This window comes from Polynucleobacter sp. 39-46-10 (genome assembly GCF_002282275.1).
Map to the genome: position 1 here is coordinate 1 of NZ_NCJB01000022.1, position 20,369 is coordinate 20,369.

A 20,369-nucleotide genomic window follows, 5' to 3' on the forward strand; every position below is an offset into this window, starting at 1 on the left:
GTTATGTTGTTGATGTTGGCCACCGCGTTACCCAAGGAAATACAAATGCAGCACCACTAGTTCTGTATACAGAGATCGTGCGTGATGCTTCACAAGAGCAAAAAATTGGACCTTTTGATGGTGCATTCTCAGCAAGCACTTTTACTGGACCAGCAGCGTATACCGAAAAAGAAAAATTCAACAAGCTCGAATTCACAGCAATTGATAAAAATAAAATCACTATTCCTGCCCTAGTACCTCCTGGTGATCCTGCGTGGATTGCTATGGTTCAACATTACTTTGCCAGCGCCTGGATCCCTGGTGATAAAGCGGCGCGTGATATCTATGCCGGAAAAATTGATAACAATCTTTACCGTATTGGCATACAAACGCCGTTGGGAGTGGTTGCACCCGGCACCACGGTTGTTGAAAAAGCAAAACTGTTTGTGGGCCCGCAAGAAGAAAGTGTTTTAGAAACAATTGCCCCTGGGTTTGCTTTATTAAAAGACTATGGATATCTCACCATTCTTGCCAAACCTATTTTTTGGCTGCTTGAAAATATCCATGCTTATGTTGGTAACTGGGGTTGGTCAATCATCCTTTTGACTATTTTTATTAAATTGGTGTTCTTCCCGTTATCTGCTGCTAGCTACAAGTCAATGGCGCGCATGAAAGAGGTTCAGCCACGTCTGCTTGCAATGAAGGAGCAATACAAGGGTGAGCCACAAAAACTGAATCAAGCCATGATGGAGATGTACCGCAAGGAAAAAATTAATCCCCTGGGTGGTTGCCTGCCTGTAGTGATTCAGATCCCCGTGTTTATCTCGTTGTACTGGGTTCTACTCTCCTCAGTGGAGATGCGCAACGCCCCATGGATTGGCTGGATTCATGACTTATCAGTTCCGGACCCATATTACATTTTGCCAATCATTATGGCCGCCTCAATGTTTGTGCAAACCAAACTCAACCCAACTCCGCCAGATCCAGTTCAGGCGAAGATCATGATGTATATGCCTCTAGTGTTTTCTGTCATGTTCTTCTTCTTCCCTGCGGGCTTGGTTTTGTATTGGGTTGTGAACAACTTGCTATCGATTGCACAGCAATGGCAAATCAATCAAATGTTTGGAAAGAAGCCGGCTAAATAAATTTTTAGCCGCCCAAAGATAAATAAGGGGTACCCGTGATGATGACAAGAAAGTTGCCCATCATTGCGGTTGCCACCGCGCCGGGTAAGGCAGGGGTTGGCGTTATTCGCATTAGCGGACCACAGCTTTTGTCGATGGCCGAAGCTTTATTTCATAAAACTCTTGCACCGCGCCACGCAAACCTGCTCACACTTCAAGATGCGCAGGGCCAGTCGATCGACCAACTCATTGCCATTTACTTTGCTGCCCCAGCCTCCTTTACTGGCGAAGATGTTCTAGAGCTGCAATGCCATGGCGGTCCCCAGCTTTTAGAGTTGGTCATGAAGCGTTGTCTCGAGCTGGGAAAAGATCAGGGTTTGGTTATTGCCGAACCAGGCGAATTTTCTTTACGAGCCTATCTCAACAACAAAATCGATTTAGCTCAAGCAGAAGCAATTGCAGATTTAATTGATGCGCAAAGTGAGGCGGCGGTTCGTGGAGCGGCGCGCTCATTGCAAGGCGCTTTCTCAAACGATATCAACAGCCTAATTGAAGAAATCACCCAACTACGCATTTTGGTAGAGTCCACGCTGGATTTCCCTGAAGAGGAGATTGAATTTTTAGAGAATGCCAAGGCACGTGAGCGTCTCAAAACGGTGATGCAAAAGTTAAAAGCATTAAGAGAGGGCGCGAAACAGGGAAAAATTTTGCGCGATGGTATTCAGTTGGTTTTGGCTGGCGCTCCTAATGTGGGGAAAAGTTCCCTCCTCAATCGTTTGGCTGGCGAGGAAGTTGCCATCGTTACACCTATCGCAGGAACTACGAGAGATCGCGTTAAGGAGAGCATCACCATCAACGGTGTTCCGATGCACATTATTGATACCGCCGGTTTACGTGAAACCAGTGATCTGGTTGAGGCAAAGGGAATTGAAAGATCGTGGGATGCCATTCGGGCAGCAGACTTAGTCATTTTTCTGCAAGATCCAAGCGCCAAAGAAACAATTGATGGGGACGAAGCTTTGGGGCTAAAAACCCAAATATTGAAGGCAATTCCACCAAAATGCCCAGTTTTAGAGGTGGGCAATAAATCGGATTTGTTGGGCAAGCTTACAGCTAATCAAAGTGAAAGCCACTCTTTGCTCATTTCGGCTAAGACGGGTGAAGGCATAGAGGCCTTAAAACAGAAAATCTTAGAGTCGGTCGGCTGGGGTGGCACTCAGGAGGGCGCCATCGTTGCTCGTAGACGGCATTTAGATTGTCTAGATAGGGCGGCTACGCACCTTGATAAATCTCAAGAATTCGCATCAGATGGCAACATATCACTGGAGTTATTCGCAGAAGAGCTCCGTTTGGCACAAGATCAACTTGGACAAATTACTGGAAAGCTACTCCCAGACGATCTTTTGGGCAAAATCTTTAGCCAATTTTGCATTGGCAAGTAAAGGGTTTGCTCTTGGTGGGTGTATGCCTAAAAATATGCCCAAAATGTTAAAATAGTGCGATCAAAAATATTACATTTCATAGGACTCTCATGACTATCAACACCAATGCACCTGAGTACGTAAAAAATCAAAAACTGATTCAATGGGTCGCTGAAGTAGCTGCCCTTACCAAGCCAGATAAGATTCACTGGTGTGATGGTTCCCAGGCCGAATACGATGAATTTTGTGAGTTGCTGGTAAATGCAGGGGTATTTAAGCGCCTCAATGCCGCTAAGCGCAAAAACGCTTTCTTGGCATTATCTGATCCCGATGACGTAGCGCGTGTTGAAGACCGCACTTTTATTTGCTCAGCAAAAAAAGAAGATGCGGGCCCAACAAATAATTGGGTAGAGCCAAGCGAAATGCGTGCCACCCTCCAGCCACTATTTGATGGTTGCATGCGCGGTAGAACAATGTACGTAGTGCCATTTTCAATGGGCCCAATCGGCTCTCCAATTGCACACATTGGCGTTGAGCTTTCTGACAGCCCATACGTTGCTATCAACATGCGTTTGATGACCCGCATGGGTAAAGCGGTGATTGATCAGCTTGGCGCTACTGGTGAATTTGTTCCTTGTATTCACACCGTTGGTAAGCCTTTGGCTGCAGGCGAAAAAGACATTGCATGGCCTAACAACAAAAACAAATACATCGTTCACTATCCTGAAACACGCGAGATTTGGTCTTTCGGATCCGGTTATGGTGGTAACGCCTTATTAGGTAAAAAATGTTTTGCATTACGAATTGCATCCAATATGGGTCGCGATCAAGGTTGGTTAGCTGAGCACATGTTGATCTTGGGCGTGACTTCACCTGAAGGCAAGAAATACCATATCGCTGCTGCGTTCCCATCTGCTTGCGGAAAAACCAATTTCTCTATGATGATTCCTCCAAAGGGATTTGAGGGGTGGAAGGTAACTACAGTTGGTGATGACATTGCATGGATCAAGCCGCGCAAAGACCCTGTTACAGGTAAAACACGTTTGTTTGCAATTAACCCAGAATCTGGTTACTTTGGCGTTGCTCCAGGAACAAACCGCCAAACCAATCCAAACTGTCTCGATTCATTAAACCAAGATGTGATCTTTACTAACGTTGGTTTAACTGATGATGGTGATGTTTGGTGGGAAGGTTTAACTGATGCGCCTCCAGCTCATTTAATTGATTGGCAAGGCAAGGACTGGACTCCTGCTGATGGCGCTGCTGGTCGTAAAGCCGCTCATCCAAATTCACGCTTCACTGTAGCGGCTACTAACAACCCTGCAGTCGACCCTAATTGGGATAATCCTGAGGGTGTAGCGATTGATGCATTCTTGTTTGGTGGTCGTCGTTCAAACACGGTGCCATTGGTAAGTGAGGCGCGCGATTGGGTCGAGGGTGTTTACATGGCCGCAACAATGGGCTCTGAAACTACTGCTGCGATTACTGGCCAGGTGGGCGTTGTTCGTCGTGATCCGTTTGCAATGATTGCATTTGCTGGCTACAACATGAGCGACTACTTCCAGCACTGGTTGAATATCGGTAGCAAGCTTGCTGCTGAAGGTGCTGTTTTGCCAAAGATCTATTGTGTGAATTGGTTCCGTAAAGATGAGAACGGTAAGTTTGTATGGCCTGGTTTCGGTGAAAACATGCGCGTACTTTCTTGGATCTTGGGCCGCGCCGAAGGCACAGCTAAAGGTAAGGAAACTGTATTTGGTATTTGCCCAGAGCATGCTGATATGCATTGGAATGGTCTCGATTACCCAGCAGACAAGTTTGAAAAAGCCATTACTGTTGCTGTTGATGATTGGAAGAGCGAGCTTAAGCTTCATTCAGAATTGTTTGAGCATTTGGGCGAGCGTTTGCCTAAAGAGTTAATCGAAGCTCGTAGCAAAATTGAGAAGCGCTTAAACGCCTAGGCCCCCTAGAAATTTAAGAAGTCTTTTCAAAAACATCTTTATTTAATGACCTCACCCCAACACCATGACATCGTGGTGATTGGGGCAGGCATTGCAGGATCAAGCATTGCCAGCGAGCTGCTCGAGCGCGGTCAAGTAGTTTGCATTGTCGACTCAGCACCCCACCCTGCATCAGCGTGCTCTAGTCATGCTTACGCTATTGCACATCCACATGTTGGTCGTGGTGCCCCCCGTTTATTACGCTTAACCCGCATTGCATTTTTGATGGCCGATGCTCGCTGGGGCAAGGTCTGGAATCAGCATGGCATCTTTCAGCCAAACAAAAAAGACAAGGCCTTTAATCGGGGTGATGTTGCAAGCTACCTGCAGTCACTCGATCTTGATGAAGGTCTGGCAAAAGCCCTTTATGCGGATGATGCAATGCAGGTTTGTGGAATTTCTCAAGACGGCATTTGGCTTCCACGGGGGGCATCATTAAATTTGTTTAAAGCAACACAAGATGCGTTGGCCCCCCACCCAAGACTGACTTGCTGCTGGAATACTTCTGTCGCTCGACTAGAAAAAGTTGATGCAAATTGGGGTTTATTCAATGCCCATGATGAACTCATCATGACTGCTGGCAAGGTCATTATTGCGGCAGCCTTAGAAACTAAAAACTTGGCAGCAAGTATGGGTGTCCGGCTTCCCTTGAGGCCTGTGCGTGGACAGTTGAGTATCTTTTCAATTGATGCGAAAAATCAATGGGCTTCAAAACTTCCGCGTACTGCAATATCGGGCGATGGCTATTGTTTGCCGGCCAAGAAATTACCCGATGGGAATAATCAGTGGATAGTGGGCTCCAGTTTTGACGAGGGAGAATCCGATCTTCAGGATTGGGATTCAAGTGATGACTTTAATCGTGAGCAGGCAAAGGGCTTGCTGAATTATGCAGATGGCGATGTAAGCCATTTACAGAAAGTGGGAAGCTTTGTGGGGGTGCGTTGTGTTGCCGGCGATCGCCTGCCAATCATTGGCGCACTGACTCAACGCCCAGGGATATTTTTGGCGGCAGCCCTGGGGTCAAGAGGCGTACTTTGGTCAGCCTTAGCCGCCAAACTCATTACTGCTCAAGTGCTCGAAGACGATTTTGCTTTACTGGCGCGCTTAGGCTTTGCTGCAGATTTGGTGGCTGCACTGGCACCAGCACGTTTCTTTGCCGGGGCTTTGGCAGCAGCACCCGCTTTGGGTGCTTTGGCTTCAAACTCAAAACCAATTTTGCCATCGGCGCCCAAAGCAAGATAAGCCTTAAAGCCACGACCTGTTCGGTTGGATTTGAAATTCGTCAGTAAATCTGTTTTGCCCTCTGTGAGCAACTTCTGAACCTGCTCCACAGAAATTTCTTGTTGCAAAACTACCTTACCGGTTTTGAAGTCGCATGACTTATTTGGGCCGGTATTGTTTTCGCATACATAGCGCATGCCATCTTCATAAACTGCACCAGAACATTTTGGGCAGACACCCAGGGCCTGGCGCCCAGTAAAGTCAACGGGCTCAGACTCATCTTCCTGAGAATTGCCAAAATCAAATTCAAGCTTGAAGCCCGCATTTGGATAGTCGGCATCATCTTCAGGAATTTCGCTTAATTTAATAATTGCAGCAAATGGTCTTCCCATTTTGCTGCGGAATCCTTGGAGTGGCCCAATGGTTTTTTCACGAAGCAACTCTTCTACTTCTGGATACTCAAATGCACGCCCACCCGGAGTTTTACTGATCGTAAATCCACACTTCTCACATGCAAAGCGACGATAGTTTTCTTTAACGGCGCTTTTGCAGTGTGGGCACGGTGTAGACATGGTTGCATAGTCGCCAGGGATTGTATCGCTGTCATACTCTTTTGCGCGTTTGACGATGCGTTGCGTCATCTGTGCAATTTCTTGCATGAAGGTGTCGCGATTCATCTCGCCACGTTCAATCAGAGAGAGTTTATTTTCCCAACTACCCGTGAGATCGGGCCTAGTTAATTCTTCGACATCCAAGCCACGCAGGAGCGTCATCAATTGGAAGGCTTTAGCGGTGGGAATAAGTTCGCGCGCTTCGCGAACCATATATTTCTCAGCCAGCAGGCCTTCAATAATGGCGGCACGGGTTGCAGGCGTGCCCAGACCTTTTTCGGCCATGGCTTCACGCATTTCATCGTCATCTACCCATTTACCGGCGCTCTCCATGGCCGACAACAAGGTTGCTTCAGTATAGCGAGCTGGTGGTTTAGTTTTTAATGGGATAGCTGCGATAGATTCGGTTTGCACAGTTTCACCTTCTTGCACTGCTACCAGCTCATCATCTGCTTGATTGGATCTGCCATACACCGTTAGCCAGCCTGGTGAGACCAGAACACGCCCCTCCGTTTTAAAGTGATGTCCTGACGCCTCGGTGATGCGAGTGGTGACACGGAACTCGGCTGCGGGATAAAAGACCGCCAAGAAGCGACGTACAACTAAGTCATACAACTTTTGCTCTGGTTCACTGAGGCTCTTTGGAGACTCTAAGGTAGGGATGATCGCAAAGTGATCTGATATTTTTGAGTTATCAAAAATACGTTTATTCGGTTTGATCCAGCCATATCCTGCTTTCGAATCCTTAGGGTCGCCTTGCAAAATTTGTTTAGCAAATGGACGATATTCTTGTGCGTTTTCAGCCAGGTTTTCCATGGTCTGTTTTACGGTATCAAGATAATCCTCGGGCAAGGCCTTGGCATCTGTACGTGGATAGGTCAGCACTTTATGGCGCTCGTAAAGAGCTTGAGCTAAGCCCAGAGTATTTTTAGCGGAGAAACCAAAGCGCGCGTTGGCTTCGCGTTGCAAGCTAGTTAAGTCAAATAACTGAGGGGCTAGTTGAGTTGCTGGCTTAGCCTCTTCCTTGACGCTCGCTTTTTTATCGCGACACGCTGCCACAATACTTTGTGCGGCAGCTTCACTCCATAGGCGATTCTCGCGTGTATCTGGGGCTGCAGCATTCTTCTTGAATTTAGGATCAAACCAGCGGCCTTCATACACGCCAGCTGCCGCAATAAATTCTGCCTTAACCTCCCAATAGTCTTTGGAAATAAACTTACGAATCAGCTCTTCACGCTCTACAACAATTGAAAGCGTTGGCGTTTGCACTCGACCAACTGTCGTCAGAAAGAATCCACCACTTTTGCTATTAAATGCTGTCATGGCACGAGTGCCGTTAATGCCGACCATCCAGTCTGCTTCAGAGCGGCAGCGTGCTGCATCCGCTAGAGGCTGCATGTCGCTATCGCTGCGAAGAGAAGCAAAGCCATCGCGAATTGCTGCCGGCGTCATTGATTGCAACCAAAGGCGCTTAATAGTTTGTGGCGCTTTTGCATGCTGTGCAATCAAGCGGAAAATTAATTCACCTTCGCGCCCCGCGTCACATGCATTAATGAGTTCGTTAATATCTTTACGCTTAATGAGCTTTTGCAATACCTTAAGTCGCGATTCTGTTTTGGCAATCGGCCGTAAATCAAAGTAGGGTGGCACAACAGGTAGATTTGCAAAGGACCATTTGCCGCGTTTGACATCAAATTCTTCGGGGGCAGCGATCTCTAATAAATGACCAACTGCAGAAGAGATAACGAAGTCATCGCTCTCGAAATAATCCTCATATTTAGTGAAGCCACCTAAAGCTTTGGCAATGTCATTCGCAACGGAAGGTTTCTCCGCAATGATCAGCGCCTTTGGGTGATCAACGGTTGAAGTCTTTGGGCTGCTTTTTTTGGTAGTTGCTTTAGTTGCCACGCGTTTTGCCTAAATTTGAGCTTGAAATGATGTTTTTAATGGGTAAAACGGGTGACTAATTTAAACCAGATCCTGGTCAGACTACCCCCGCACCCCTTTTTTATTATTAACCGATAAATTGACAAAAGTCCAAAAGCCTCTTTTTCTGGATTTAGTAAGACCCTATTAAAGGCCCTAGATATTCTTAAAAAGTCGCTTTAAATGCCTTTAAATGGGGTTTTTGAGCATTTTGGCAGCTCCTCAAGGATGTCTTGCGGGGATTGGACTAGTTTGGCGCCCTGCTGAAGTAACTGATGGCAGCCCTTCGAGAGAGGGTTATTTATCGAGCCTGGAATAGCAAAAATCTCTCGGCCGAGCTCACAGCCTAGTCTTGCTGTAATAAGCGAGCCAGAGCGCTCAGCCGCCTCAACTACAAGGATTCCAAGGGATAGGGCAGCAATAATGCGGTTCCTGCGCGGGAAGTGCCAGGCTTTTGGCCCCAATCCTGGCGCTAGCTCGGATATTAAGAGGCCACACTGAGCAATGGTCCTTGCTAATCCAAGGTGTTCTCGTGGATACACGATATCCAGCCCTGTTCCACACACTGCTAGGGTTGGGTGGCTGCAATTCGGCCCAAGTGCGCCGCGGTGGGCTGCCCCATCAACCCCCCGGGCTAGCCCGGAAACAATCAGATAGCCCTCATCAGATAGGGCTTGTGCAAAAAAATGGGCATTTTTGAGCCCCTCCAGGCTGGCGGCGCGTGACCCAACAATGGCAATCATGGGCAAATCCAGCAAGTGAATATCCCCATATATATAGAGTGAATTGGGTGGGTCAGATAAATCCAGTAGCCGAGCTGGGTAGCTAGTGGTGTTTTGATGAATTTGGACGATGTCTGGATTTTTTGGGGTGTGCATAAGGCAATTTTCAGCATGGGGCTAGAGAGAACTATCAGGACAGCCTGATTACTCTGTTGGATAATTCCTATATGGCTTTATTAACTGTCCTTTGTTACCCAGATCCACGCCTACACAAGGTTGCCAAACCCGTAGCGCAGGTAGATGCACGCATCAAAAAAATTGTGGCCGATATGGCCGAGACGATGTACGACGCTCCTGGTGTTGGTTTAGCTGCAACGCAGGTAGATATTCATGAGCGAATTGTTGTGATTGATGTTTCGGACAATCAAGACGAGTTAATGGTATTTATTAACCCTGAATTGGTTTGGTCAAGTCCAGAAAAAAAATCATGGCGTGAGGGCTGCCTTTCTGTGCCTGAGTATTACGATGAAGTTGATCGCCCTGCTGTAGTGCGGGTAAAGGCGCTCGACATCAATGGAAAAGAATTTGAAGTAGAGGCAGATGGCCTGTTATCGGTCTGCTTGCAACACGAGATGGATCACTTGCAGGGCAAAGTATTTGTTGAGTACCTCTCGATGTTGAAGCGCAATCGTATTTCTCTCAAAATGAAAAAGCGCGCAAAAGAATTAGTAGGCGAGCACTAAGCGCCGAATGAAAATTGTTTTTGCTGGTACCCCAGAGTTTGCTGCGCAGGCAATGCGCGCAATAGAAAAGTCTGGCCATCAAATCGTTTTGGCACTTACGCAGCCAGATCGTCGGGCGGGTCGTGGCATGCATCTTCAGGCGAGCCCTGTAAAAATATTTGCGCAAGAAAAAAATATTCCAGTGTTGCAACCAGAGTCCCTCAAACTAAATCATGCCGACTTGCAGAAGCGAGCCGCGGCGCAAGAGATGTATCGATATTTATCTGGCATTGATTTTGATGCAATGGTTGTTGTTGCCTACGGATTAATTCTTCCTCAAGACATTCTTGATCTTGCTTCTCACAATGACAGACACGGCTGCTTTAATATTCACGCCTCTCTGCTACCTAGGTGGCGCGGTGCAGCGCCGATACAGCGCGCTATTGAGTGCGGTGATGATCTTACGGGTGTGAGCATCATGCAAATGGATGCAGGCCTAGATACAGGTGATACTGTTTTAGTGGGTGATTTGAAAATAGCATCTGACGAAACCAGCGCATCACTCCATGATCGTCTTGCAATCATGGGCGCTGAGCTGATGGTAAAAATTTTGAACGACTTGGATCAAGGCCTTGTTGTCACAAGAACTCCGCAATCTACCGAAGGCGTTACGTACGCAGAAAAAATATTAAAGAGTGAGGCAGAAATTGATTGGCAGCTAAGTGCTGCTGAAATTGATCGACGTATTCGAGCCTTCAATCCATTTCCTGGATCCACAAGTAGTCTTTGCGGTGAGCAACTGAAGTTTTGGAGCTCTCGCTTGTCTGACAAGGCGCCAATACATCAAGATGCAATTCCTGGACGGGTTGTGGGTTTTAGTGGAGATGGGGCGTATGTTCAATGCGGAGAGGGCGTCATTGAAATTTTAGAAATGCAAAAGCCTGGCGGAAAAAGAATTTCTGCCAATCTATGTATTCCTAACGGCGCCAATGTAAACCCTGAAATGACATTTGAAAAGTTCACGAATCAGCTAGGTGGTGCGAATGTTTAATTTGGCGAAGACCGCTATTTTGATGGCGGCAATCACCGCACTTTTTGTCGTGGTCGGCGGTATGCTAGGTGGCGAGCAAGGAATGCTCATGGCGCTATTGATAGCGATTGGAATGAACTTCTTTAGCTACTGGTTCTCAGATACGATGGTGCTGAAGATGACTAACGCGCAGCAGGTAGATGAGCGCTCTGCTCCACAGTTGTATGGCTTGGTGAAAGAGTTAGCCGAGAAAGCTGGACTCCCTATGCCAAAAGTCTTCGTGATTGATGAAGATGCTCCCAATGCATTTGCAACGGGTCGAAATCCTGAGCATGCTTCTGTTGCAGCAACCACTGGCATCTTGAGGGTTCTTTCAAGCCGTGAATTACGTGGCGTAATGGCACATGAGCTTGCACACGTTAAACACCGAGATATCTTAATTTCTACTTTGGCTGCAACGATGGCGGGTGCAATTTCTGCATTAGCCAACCTTGCTATGTTTGCTGGCGGTCGTAATTCAGAGGGTCGACAAGGAAATCCACTGGCTTCATTGCTGGTCATGATTTTGGCTCCGCTTGCGGCCAGCCTAATTCAGATGAGTATTTCCCGTGCTCGTGAATATGAGGCGGATCGAGGCGGCGCAGAAATGAGTGCTGATCCAGAGGCCTTAGCGCAGGCCCTGCAAAAAATTCATGCTTACGCCCAAGGCATTCCATTTCAAGCGATTGAGCGACATCCTGAAACGGCGCAGATGATGATTATTAACCCTTTGGCTGCTGGCGGACTTTCGCAACTTTTTTCTACTCATCCCCCAATGGAGGAGCGAGTAGCTCGTTTAATCAGCATGGCTAAAAACGGGGTTTACCCCGGAGCGGAGTAATTTGATCGACCAAAAAACACCACGCACTCTCCCGCTATCGGAGGCGATTACTATTTCAGCGCAAGCAATTGGCGAGGTAATGGTGGGCCGGTCGCTTACAGAGGTTTTGGATCAGCTAGAAGCCCATGAGCGCCCCATCGTGCAAAGTCTCACATTTGACGCTCTACGTAAGTGGGTAAGATCACATGAGTTTATTAAACAGTTCATTCCAAAAGCGCCACCTCAAGAAGTAGAGTATTTGCTCAGTGTTTCAATCGCCTTGTTTTTTCAGAATGGAGTTGAGGGTAAGGGCTACGCAGCACATACGATTGTCGATCAAGCAGTAAAAGCCTGTAGCGAATACGAGCCCACAATGTATGCCAAAGGGTTGGTGAATGCCGTTCTTCGGAAGGTGAGCCTTGCGGTTCAGGCAGAGAATGAAAAGCCTTATCCACCAGACCCTATTCCTATGTTTTTCCCGCCCTGGTGGAGGGCTAGCCTGAAGCGTAATTATTCCAAGTCTTGGCAGGCCATGCTCATTCGGCAAGCGCAACGTGCGCCGTTGATATTGCGAGTAAACGCTAAACAACACACGCGCCAGGAGTACCAAGACCTATTGCATGAAGTTGGTATTACGGCAGAGCCCATCACCAGCGTTGCCGGAATTCCATTGGATTCGGCTTTGTTGTTGCGTGAGCCAGTACCCGTCTCTGATTTGCCTGGTTTTTATAGTGGTTCAGTTTCAGTTCAGGATGCAGGTGCACAAATTGCAGCTGTGTTGCTTGATCCAAAACCGGGTGAGCGGATATTAGACGCTTGCGCTGCTCCCGGAGGAAAAACAGCCCATCTACTAGAGTTGGCGCAATGCGAGATGATTGCTTTGGAGCTCGATGGCGAACGTCTTGGAAAAATTGGCGGCAACCTGGATCGTTTGCGACTTCGGTCTGATGCAGTGCGAGTTGTACGCGGCGATGCCTCAAAGTCAGTCTGGTGGGATGGAAAGGCGTTCGATAAAATTCTTTTGGATGCGCCTTGCTCAGCATCGGGCATTGTTGCGAGACATCCAGACATACCTTTCTTGCGTCGTGAAGCAGACATTAAAGCGCTGCAAGCACGACAGCGCGCCATTTTGGAGCAAGTCTGGAAGATGTTAAAGGTTGGCGGTACGCTCTTGTATGTGACTTGCTCGGTATTTCCTGAAGAAGGCGAAGGGCAGGTGAGGTGGTTTGCGACAGAGCATCTTGATGCGTTACGATTAAGCGCCCCCGGACAAATTTTGCCTGCGGAGCTAAATGATGGTTTTTACTATGCTTTGTTTAAGGAAAATGGGCCATGAGCCAAAGCATTAAACAATTCATTCTTTGTAGCTTGATGGCGCTGAGTCTATTTTCAGCCGCTGCAATTGCAGAGGGAATCAAACTGAAATCTGCTGAGCTTGAGCGGGTGGATAACGACTGGCTATTAAATGCCACGTTTAAGATTGAATTAACACCAGGCTTAGAAGATGCAGTGCAAAAAGGTGTTGTTTTATATTTTCAGACGGAGTTTGATGTAACTCGTTCGCGTTGGTATTGGTTTGATGAGAAGCCCGCGCTTGCTCAACGGTTAACGCGCTTATCCTACCAACCAATGACTCAGCAATATCGTATTGCATCTGAAGGCTTTACTTTTTCTGCAAGAACGATCTTTGAGGCTTTGCAAGCAGTGGGTGGTATTGGAGGTTGGCGGGTAATTGACAGTGGTCAAATTGACCCTAGCAAGTCTTACACTGCTGCATTAAGAATGAGCTTGGATTTGAGCAAGTTACCTAAACCTTTCCAGGTAAATGCCCTTAACAATCGTGACTGGAATGTGACGAGTGACTGGGTGCGCTTTCCATTTTCGCCAAATGGCCCCAACCTAATTAAACGATGAAGATATCTTTAGACTTCATTGGCTCAAACGCGTTTGAGAAAGACGCCTGGAAAAGACGTGCGCTACCTATAGCAATGGCGGTGATTGGCGCCTTTGCACTGCTATTGCTTGTACTCTTATCGATTGCCACATCAAACACCGAATTTTTTGATAACTACTTTATTTGGCTCTATGCAGCTAATGTCATCATTGGTATTTGTCTGACTTTGGTGATTCTCACTTTAGTGATTGTGATTGCCATTCGTTGGCGCAAGGGTCGATTTGGTACGCGCTTAGTGGCGAAGTTGGCCATGATTTTTGCTTTAGTGGGTGTCGTTCCGGGATTAATTTTGTATGGCGTCTCCCTGCAGTTCGTTTCTCGGAGTATCGAAACTTGGTTTGATGTCCAAGTAGAGTCTGCACTAGATGCTGGTCTCGAGTTGGGGCGCGTTACTCTTCGTATTGCGCAAGAAGAGATTCTGGCAGAGGGTAGCTATATTGCCGAGCAAATAGTGCAGGTACCATCGGGCACCAGTTCTGAGCAAGTTGGCGCGATGGTAATGAAGATCCGCAATCAATTTGGCATTCAAGAAGTGAGTCTTTTTAGTATTCAACGTAATTTGATTTTGACCAGTGAGTCAAAGCCTAAAAAATATTTGCCCGCACCAAGTGCTGACGTGATTGCCGAGGCCTTTAAAAAGAAAGGCATTACGGCTGTAGAGCAAACTGAAATGGATGGGGGGCAGAACGGCTATAGGGTAAGAGCGATTGTGCCGATTGTGCGCAAGAAGCAGATCCCAGGTAAGTTAGGTGCCGGCAAAGAAGTAGACGATAAATATTTTTTGCAGTTAGTGCGCTTCATTCCCGGCCCATTGGCGAAAAATATCGTTGCAGTTGAGTCTGCCTATAGCGATTATCAAGGGAAGTCATTGGGTCGAACAGGCCTAAGAAAAATGTTTGTGGGCACGCTGACATTAACCTTGTTCTTTGCTTTATTTGTGGCCGTGACATTGGCTTTAGTTTTGGGTCGCCAGCTGGCCAGGCCTTTGCTCATGCTATTACAAGGAACGCAAGCAGTTGCCCAAGGTGATTTATCGCCCAGACCAGAGCTAGACACGGGCGATGAGCTGGGGATGTTGACGCGTCAGTTTAATGTGATGACACGCCAACTGGCTGATACAAGAACTTCCTTACAGGAATCGAAGTCTTTTTTAGAGACGGTTTTAGGTAACCTTACTGCTGGTGTTTGTATTTTTGATAAGAATTTCAATGTGGTTTCTAGCAATGCTGGCGCCGATCGAATCTTTGCGCAAGACTTAACGCAAATGGATGGGCGCCCATTAAGTGATATCTCAGGTCTAATTGAGTTTGACCAAGCCATAAAAGAAGGTTTTGCTACGATGAAGCTGGCAGTTGGTGTGGAGGGGAACCAGCAAGGTGTGGGCGCACATAAGTCGGCACCAGTTTGGCAAAAGCAAATTCAGCTTCACAGCACGAATGAGTTTGAAAATGAACCTGGCGTGACTTTGTTCATCCGCGGAACCGAGTTGACTGCAGATTTACGTATGGTGGTATTTGATGACATCACCGACGTCGTAAGTGCGCAGCGCTCCATTGCCTGGAGTGAGGTAGCTAGGCGCTTGGCCCATGAAATTAAGAATCCACTAACCCCGATTCAGCTCTCAGCAGAGAGATTGCAGCATAAGTTGGCTGGTAAATTGAGCCCGGAACAGGAAGAGATGATGAATCGCAGTACTGAGACCATTATTGGGCAGGTGCAAGCGATGAAAGAAATGGTGAATGATTTCAGGGATTTTGCTAAGACGCCGAGCCCACAATTGAAATCAGTATCGATCAATACTTTGACGCAAGAGATTCTAGGTTTGTATGAGGGAAGTCCTTTAAAGACTCAGCTTGATCCACGCTGTCCAAGCATTATGGGCGACCCTACACAACTGAGACAGATTATTCATAATCTTTTACAAAACGCACAAGATGCTACTCTTGAGGGAGCGCATCAAGCCGAGCCAGTTGAAGTGAAAACCGAATTAGTGCCCTACGGTGAATTGAATGGTGTGCCGCAATATGCGGTACGTTTAACAATAAGTGATAGTGGTTCAGGGTTTCCGGCTAAGATATTGGCAAGAGCCTTTGAGCCCTATGTAACGACGAAGAGGAAGGGCACTGGATTGGGCTTAGCAGTAGTGAAGAAAATCGTGGATGATCACGGTGCCAAAATTGAAGTTCGGAATCGCATGCAGGGAGATGAAGTGATCGGTGCGCAAATATCAATTTTGTTTATGAATCTGGCAAAAGAGGCAGCATAAGAATGGCAAGTATTTTGGTGGTCGATGATGAGATGGGAATTCGGGAGCTTCTCAATGAGATTCTGACGGATGAAGGCCACACTGTTTATGCAGCGGAGAGCGCTGTGCAGGCGCGCACTATCCGTGAGCAAATGCGCCCCGATCTCGTTTTGCTCGATATCTGGATGCCAGACGTTGACGGCATTACCCTGCTGAAAGAGTGGTCCAAGACGGGGCAGCTGACGATGCCAGTAGTCATGATGTCAGGACATGCCACGATTGATACGGCCGTCGAAGCCACGCGCATTGGGGCACTCAACTTCTTAGAAAAACCTATCGCACTTCAAAAATTACTCAAGACCGTCAACAAGGCGCTTGAGAGCTCACCTAAGTACATTGAGCCCGTTGAAGAAAAGGCATCCACAACGCCTTCATCAACCCCAAGTCCTAAAGCGATCATCAGCGAGCAGGCGCCGCAAGTTCAGGATAGTGAATACATCAGCGGGATTGCAAAAACCTATTTTGATTTACCGCTGCGCGAGGCTAGGGACTTATTCGAAAAAGCTTACTTTGAGCATCAAATGATCATCATGGGCGGTAGCATGACTAAGATTTCTGAATACACGGGCCTAGAGCGAACCCATCTCTACCGCAAACTAAAGGCTTTGGGAATCGATACTTCACGCAATAAGGCTGAACAGTAAGAAGATGCGCCATTAGTTGCCGGCAATGATTCTTTGGGCTTGTTGATGCGGCACACAGCATCGCTGTTGCGACGGATAATAGCGCTCATATCATTTCGGAATCATTTCCATGGAAATAAAGGTTAACTTTCTCGATAAGTTGCGTCTTGAGGCCAAGTTTGACGACTTCACGGTGATCGCCGATCAGCCCATTCGATACAAGGGCGATGGCTCGGCTCCTGGGCCTTTTGATTACTTTCTGGCTTCATCAGCCTTATGTGCAGCCTATTTTGTAAAGCTGTATTGCGATACACGCAATATTTCAACTGAGAACATTCGTCTTTCGCAAAACAATATTGTCGACCCAGAAAACCGCTACCAACAGATATTTAAAATCCAGGTTGAGTTACCAGAGGATATTTCTGCAAACGATCGTCAGGGTATTTTGCGATCGATCGAGCGTTGTACGGTTAAAAAAGTTGTTCAAGCAGGCCCAGAATTTGTCATTGAAGAGGTCAAGAACCTAGATGCTGATGCGCAGAGTCTATTGGCTTTGAGTTCGGCCTCCGACGCAAGTACTTATATCCCAGGAAAGGATTTACCGCTAGAGCAAACCATTGAGAATATGTCTGGTGTGTTAGCAAACCTGGGAATTAAGATCGAAATCGCCTCATGGCGCAATCTCATACCGAATGTATGGTCTTTGCATATTCGTGATGCGCACTCGCCAATGTGTTTTACGAATGGCAAAGGCTCTACGAAGGAAAGCGCCCTAGCCTCAGCCTTGGGTGAGTACATCGAGCGACTTAGTAATAATCATTTTTATGCTGGCGCATTCTGGGGTGAAGAGGTCGCCAACAGCGCTTTTGTGCATTACCCAAATGAGCGTTGGTTTAAGCCCGGATCTAAAGATGCGCTACCAAAAGAAATTCTTGATGAGTATTGCCTCAATATTTTTAATTCTGATGCTGAGCTACACGGCTCACATTTAATCGATACCAATTCTGGAAATAGCGAGCGCGGTATTTGTTCTCTACCGTATATCCGTCAGTCCGATGGTCAGACTGTTTATTTTCCATCTAACCTCATTGAAAATTTGTATGTCAGCAATGGCATGAGTGCCGGCAACACGCTGGCTGAAGCCCAGGTGCAGTGCCTTTCAGAGATTTTTGAGCGCGCAGTTAAGCGTGAGATTCTTGAAGGTGAAATCGCTTTGCCAGATGTCCCGCAAGCAGTACTTGCAAAATATCCCAGTATTTTGGCCGGCATTGAGAGCCTTGAAGGGCAGGGCTTTCCGGTATTGGTTAAGGATGCATCGTTGGGCGGTGTCTATCCTGTCATGTGCGTTACTTTGATGAATCCTCGAACAGGTGGAGTATTTGCATCGTTTGGTGCACACCCAAGTCTAGAGCTAGCGCTAGAGCGGAGTTTGACGGAGTTGCTACAGGGTCGAAGTCTGGAGGGGCTGAATGATTTACCCCCACCCACTTTTGCACGTGAAGCGGTCACCGAGCCAAATAATTTTGTTGAACACTTTATTGATTCGAGCGGGATTGTTTCTTGGCGATTCTTCAGCGCAAAGTCGGATTACGGTTTTGTTGAATGGGATTTCTCTGGCAAAGGTGAGGACTCTAATGCGCAGGAGGCAGCTACTTTATTCGGCATTCTTAAATCCATTGGCAAAGAAGCTTACGTTGCAGTGTATGACCAGCTGGGGGCAATTGCTTGCAGAATCCTGGTGCCCGGCTACTCCGAGGTTTATCCAGTGGAAGATTTAATTTGGGACAACACCAATAAGGCGCTATTGTTCCGTGCCGATATTTTGAATCTATCCAACTTAGATGACGCCAGCTTAGGCCGACTGCTTGAGCGTTTAGAAAATAATGAGCTAGATGAATACGGCGATATTGCCACATTGATCGGTATCGAATTTGATGAAAATACGCCGTGGGGTCAGTTAACAGTTTTAGAGTTAAAGCTACTTATTCATCTTGCCTTAAAGCAATTTGAAGAAGCGCATGAGCTCGTGGGTGCCTTCCTCCAATACAACGACAATACTGTTGAGCGCAAATTGTTTTATCAAGCTTTAAATGCTGTATTAGAGATTTTGCTAAATGACGATTTGGAGCTTGATGACTATATCGTCAACTTTCGCCGAATGTTTGGCAATGAGAGAATGGACGCAGTCATCGGCTCAGTGGACGGAAGAATCCGTTTCCATGGCTTGAGCCCAACCAGCATGAAGTTGGAGGGTCTCGATAGGCACCACCGCCTAATTGATAGTTATAGAAAAATACATCTTGCTAGATCCAAAATCTACGCTGAATAATTTTGTGCGTATACCAGGGCATAAATACGGCGTCTATCTTTTGGCCTGGTAGCTCAGTCGGTAGAGCAGAGAATTGTGGGCTTTTAAGTCCCGCATTACTTGAATTCTACTTTGCTTAATATTGCATTACAACAACATGTTCCTGATTTAGCCATCTCTCGCCGGTATGGGGCGATTAATCAGTTCCCGAAAATATTTTAATTTCGCTTTCACTGCAGATTCATTTTGAGGCCCCAGTCTTAGCATGATCTTTTGACCAATTGTTAGTTGCTCATATATGCTTTTTTGAAATTGGTAATGAGTCCACGGTTGGATAAATTGATATGGCCCCTCTACTTTCATCATTGCCACTGGCATTAATTCAGAGGCCTCGGGAGTTTTAATTAATAAGTCCAGGACTTGAATGAAACGCTGGTTAAATTGTTTATCAGGATAGCCAATGCTTGCATAAGCCCCCTGAATCTTGGGGTAAAAAGCAAAGTAGATAGCTGCCGCTTTTGGAGGATCTATTTTTTTAATGGCATCAACATAAGGTTGGTAGCGTTGAGCGTTAGCGGGTGCAATAATTACTTGACCATCACTCACCTCGGTTTGGAATTGACCATCTACTTTTTTAACTGGCCACATTTCTACAGACGAGACCGGACCGCCCAAATTATCAATCGTTACAACAAAATGATTGATGAAATCATTTATTTTTAATAATGACAGTAGAGTTTTTTCACCAAAAAGTTCTAATAAAGCTGTATTGATATTTTTTGGTGGGCTGCCTAGTGTGGGTAGCTCTACTGGCGGTGCTTTTATCTCTATCGGTGGCGCAGTAAGGCTGAGAATGGGATTTTCGCTCCCGCTGATCGCTGTAGGAGTTTGTATCTTAGAGGGAGAGTAATTGCCGTAATAGTGCTTATAAAAGAACAATCCTATTGCAATCACTATAGCCACAACTACACCAATGATGTCGGGACTGGGTGAGTATGCTTTCATATTGCGCTCCCAATAGAGTAGCTAATCTAAGCCAAATTTGTCGACGTTCATTCAGACCATTTCAAACTAAGATAGATTTCACTAGTTAGCTTAAGCCAGTGATTTGCTATTAATCGTATGGTACATCGAAAATTGTTGGTTTTGGCCATGATTATCGAGGAGATATAGTGACAACCCAGCAGCGTTTCCTTAGTCAAACATCTGTCAGATTGGCCTCGAAATGTTACCCAGTGACTTAATTTATGCTGAATGGAGTATTTTGCTAGCGTCACAATAAGCGATTAGTAATTCATATTCTCAGATAAATTCAGCATATTTGAGGTCTCTTTGCCCACAAGGAACTTCAATTTTTAAGCCGATGTATTGATCTCTGTTCTGATGATTTGAAATGATCTAAGCTGTCTGTGGGTCTTGAGTATAAAAAATTCAGGCTAAGTTACTTCATAAATCGCGCCTTTTTGCTGGTGCCATCTTTATAGTGCAGTACCACACAATATGGCCCAGCTATTTTTGCCTCTCTAAGTTCTTTAGGACCAATATTGACCTCAGCACGAATGCCAAA

Annotated in this window: 14 protein-coding genes and 1 pseudogene; 12 read left to right on the forward strand and 3 right to left on the reverse strand. The window is 46.5% G+C overall.

The window, feature by feature from the left end; genetic code table 11:
• The 4 genes and pseudogenes from yidC to B7X71_RS03755 form a co-directional block, all read left to right on the forward strand.
• Positions 1 to 1,124, forward strand: a 1,124-nt coding sequence (gene yidC / locus B7X71_RS03740) for a membrane protein insertase YidC (protein ID WP_293600206.1), incomplete at its 5' end; no start/stop codon positions are given.
• A gap of 41 nt (positions 1,125 to 1,165) precedes the next feature.
• Positions 1,166 to 2,545 carry a tRNA uridine-5-carboxymethylaminomethyl(34) synthesis GTPase MnmE gene (gene mnmE / locus B7X71_RS03745; RefSeq protein WP_293596952.1) on the forward strand — a complete coding sequence of 460 codons (1,380 nt, stop codon included), beginning with the start codon at positions 1,166 to 1,168 and terminating at the stop codon, positions 2,543 to 2,545.
• Positions 2,546 to 2,634: 89 nt separating this feature from the next.
• A complete protein-coding gene (locus tag B7X71_RS03750; protein WP_293596953.1) occupies positions 2,635 to 4,482 on the forward strand; it encodes a phosphoenolpyruvate carboxykinase (GTP) in 1,848 nt (615 codons plus the stop codon).
• 45 nt (positions 4,483 to 4,527) lie between these two features.
• Positions 4,528 to 5,529: pseudogene (locus B7X71_RS03755) on the forward strand (FAD-dependent oxidoreductase); the annotation flags it as partial.
• A gap of 59 nt (positions 5,530 to 5,588) precedes the next feature.
• Here B7X71_RS03755 and B7X71_RS03760 read toward each other — a convergent pair.
• Positions 5,589 to 8,261, reverse strand: a complete 2,673-nt coding sequence (locus tag B7X71_RS03760) for a DNA topoisomerase III (RefSeq protein WP_293596954.1) — start codon at positions 8,259 to 8,261, stop codon at positions 5,589 to 5,591.
• Between the two features lie 197 nt (positions 8,262 to 8,458).
• Complete coding sequence (dprA, locus tag B7X71_RS03765) at positions 8,459 to 9,157, reverse strand: DNA-processing protein DprA (RefSeq protein WP_293596955.1); 699 nt, start codon at positions 9,155 to 9,157, stop codon at positions 8,459 to 8,461.
• Positions 9,158 to 9,228: 71 nt separating this feature from the next.
• On the opposite strand from dprA, the gene def reads away from it, so the two are divergent.
• The 8 genes from def (at position 9,229) to B7X71_RS03805 (ending at position 18,823) form a co-directional block, all read left to right on the forward strand.
• Positions 9,229 to 9,744, forward strand: a complete 516-nt coding sequence (gene def, locus B7X71_RS03770; protein WP_293596956.1) for a peptide deformylase — start codon at positions 9,229 to 9,231, stop codon at positions 9,742 to 9,744.
• Between the two features lie 7 nt (positions 9,745 to 9,751).
• A complete protein-coding gene (gene fmt / locus B7X71_RS03775) occupies positions 9,752 to 10,774 on the forward strand; it encodes a methionyl-tRNA formyltransferase (RefSeq protein ID WP_293596957.1) in 1,023 nt (340 codons plus the stop codon).
• Positions 10,767 to 11,633 (forward strand): zinc metalloprotease HtpX, encoded by an 867-nt coding sequence (gene htpX / locus B7X71_RS03780; RefSeq protein WP_293596958.1) that lies wholly within the window; start codon positions 10,767 to 10,769, stop codon positions 11,631 to 11,633. The genes fmt and htpX overlap by 8 nt, the downstream gene beginning before the upstream one ends.
• 1 nt (position 11,634) lies before the next feature.
• A complete protein-coding gene (gene rsmB, locus B7X71_RS03785) occupies positions 11,635 to 12,948 on the forward strand; it encodes a 16S rRNA (cytosine(967)-C(5))-methyltransferase RsmB (protein WP_293600207.1) in 1,314 nt (437 codons plus the stop codon).
• Positions 12,945 to 13,526: a DUF4390 domain-containing protein gene (locus B7X71_RS03790; protein ID WP_293600208.1), complete on the forward strand. Its 582-nt coding sequence runs from the start codon at positions 12,945 to 12,947 to the stop codon at positions 13,524 to 13,526. The genes rsmB and B7X71_RS03790 overlap by 4 nt, the downstream gene beginning before the upstream one ends.
• Positions 13,523 to 15,832, forward strand: coding sequence for an ATP-binding protein (locus B7X71_RS03795; RefSeq protein WP_293596961.1), 2,310 nt, complete (start codon positions 13,523 to 13,525; stop codon positions 15,830 to 15,832). The genes B7X71_RS03790 and B7X71_RS03795 overlap by 4 nt, the downstream gene beginning before the upstream one ends.
• A 2-nt stretch (positions 15,833 to 15,834) precedes the next feature.
• Positions 15,835 to 16,515, forward strand: a complete 681-nt coding sequence (locus B7X71_RS03800; RefSeq protein ID WP_293596962.1) for a response regulator — start codon at positions 15,835 to 15,837, stop codon at positions 16,513 to 16,515.
• A gap of 109 nt (positions 16,516 to 16,624) precedes the next feature.
• Positions 16,625 to 18,823 carry an OsmC domain/YcaO domain-containing protein gene (locus B7X71_RS03805; protein WP_293596963.1) on the forward strand — a complete coding sequence of 733 codons (2,199 nt, stop codon included), beginning with the start codon at positions 16,625 to 16,627 and terminating at the stop codon, positions 18,821 to 18,823.
• Positions 18,824 to 18,970: 147 nt separating this feature from the next.
• Here the strand turns inward: B7X71_RS03805 and B7X71_RS03810 are convergent, their stop codons facing one another.
• On the reverse strand, positions 18,971 to 19,807 hold the full coding sequence (locus B7X71_RS03810) for a DUF3014 domain-containing protein (protein ID WP_293600209.1): 837 nt from the start codon (positions 19,805 to 19,807) through the stop codon (positions 18,971 to 18,973).
• Between the last annotated feature and the right edge of the window lie 562 nt (positions 19,808 to 20,369).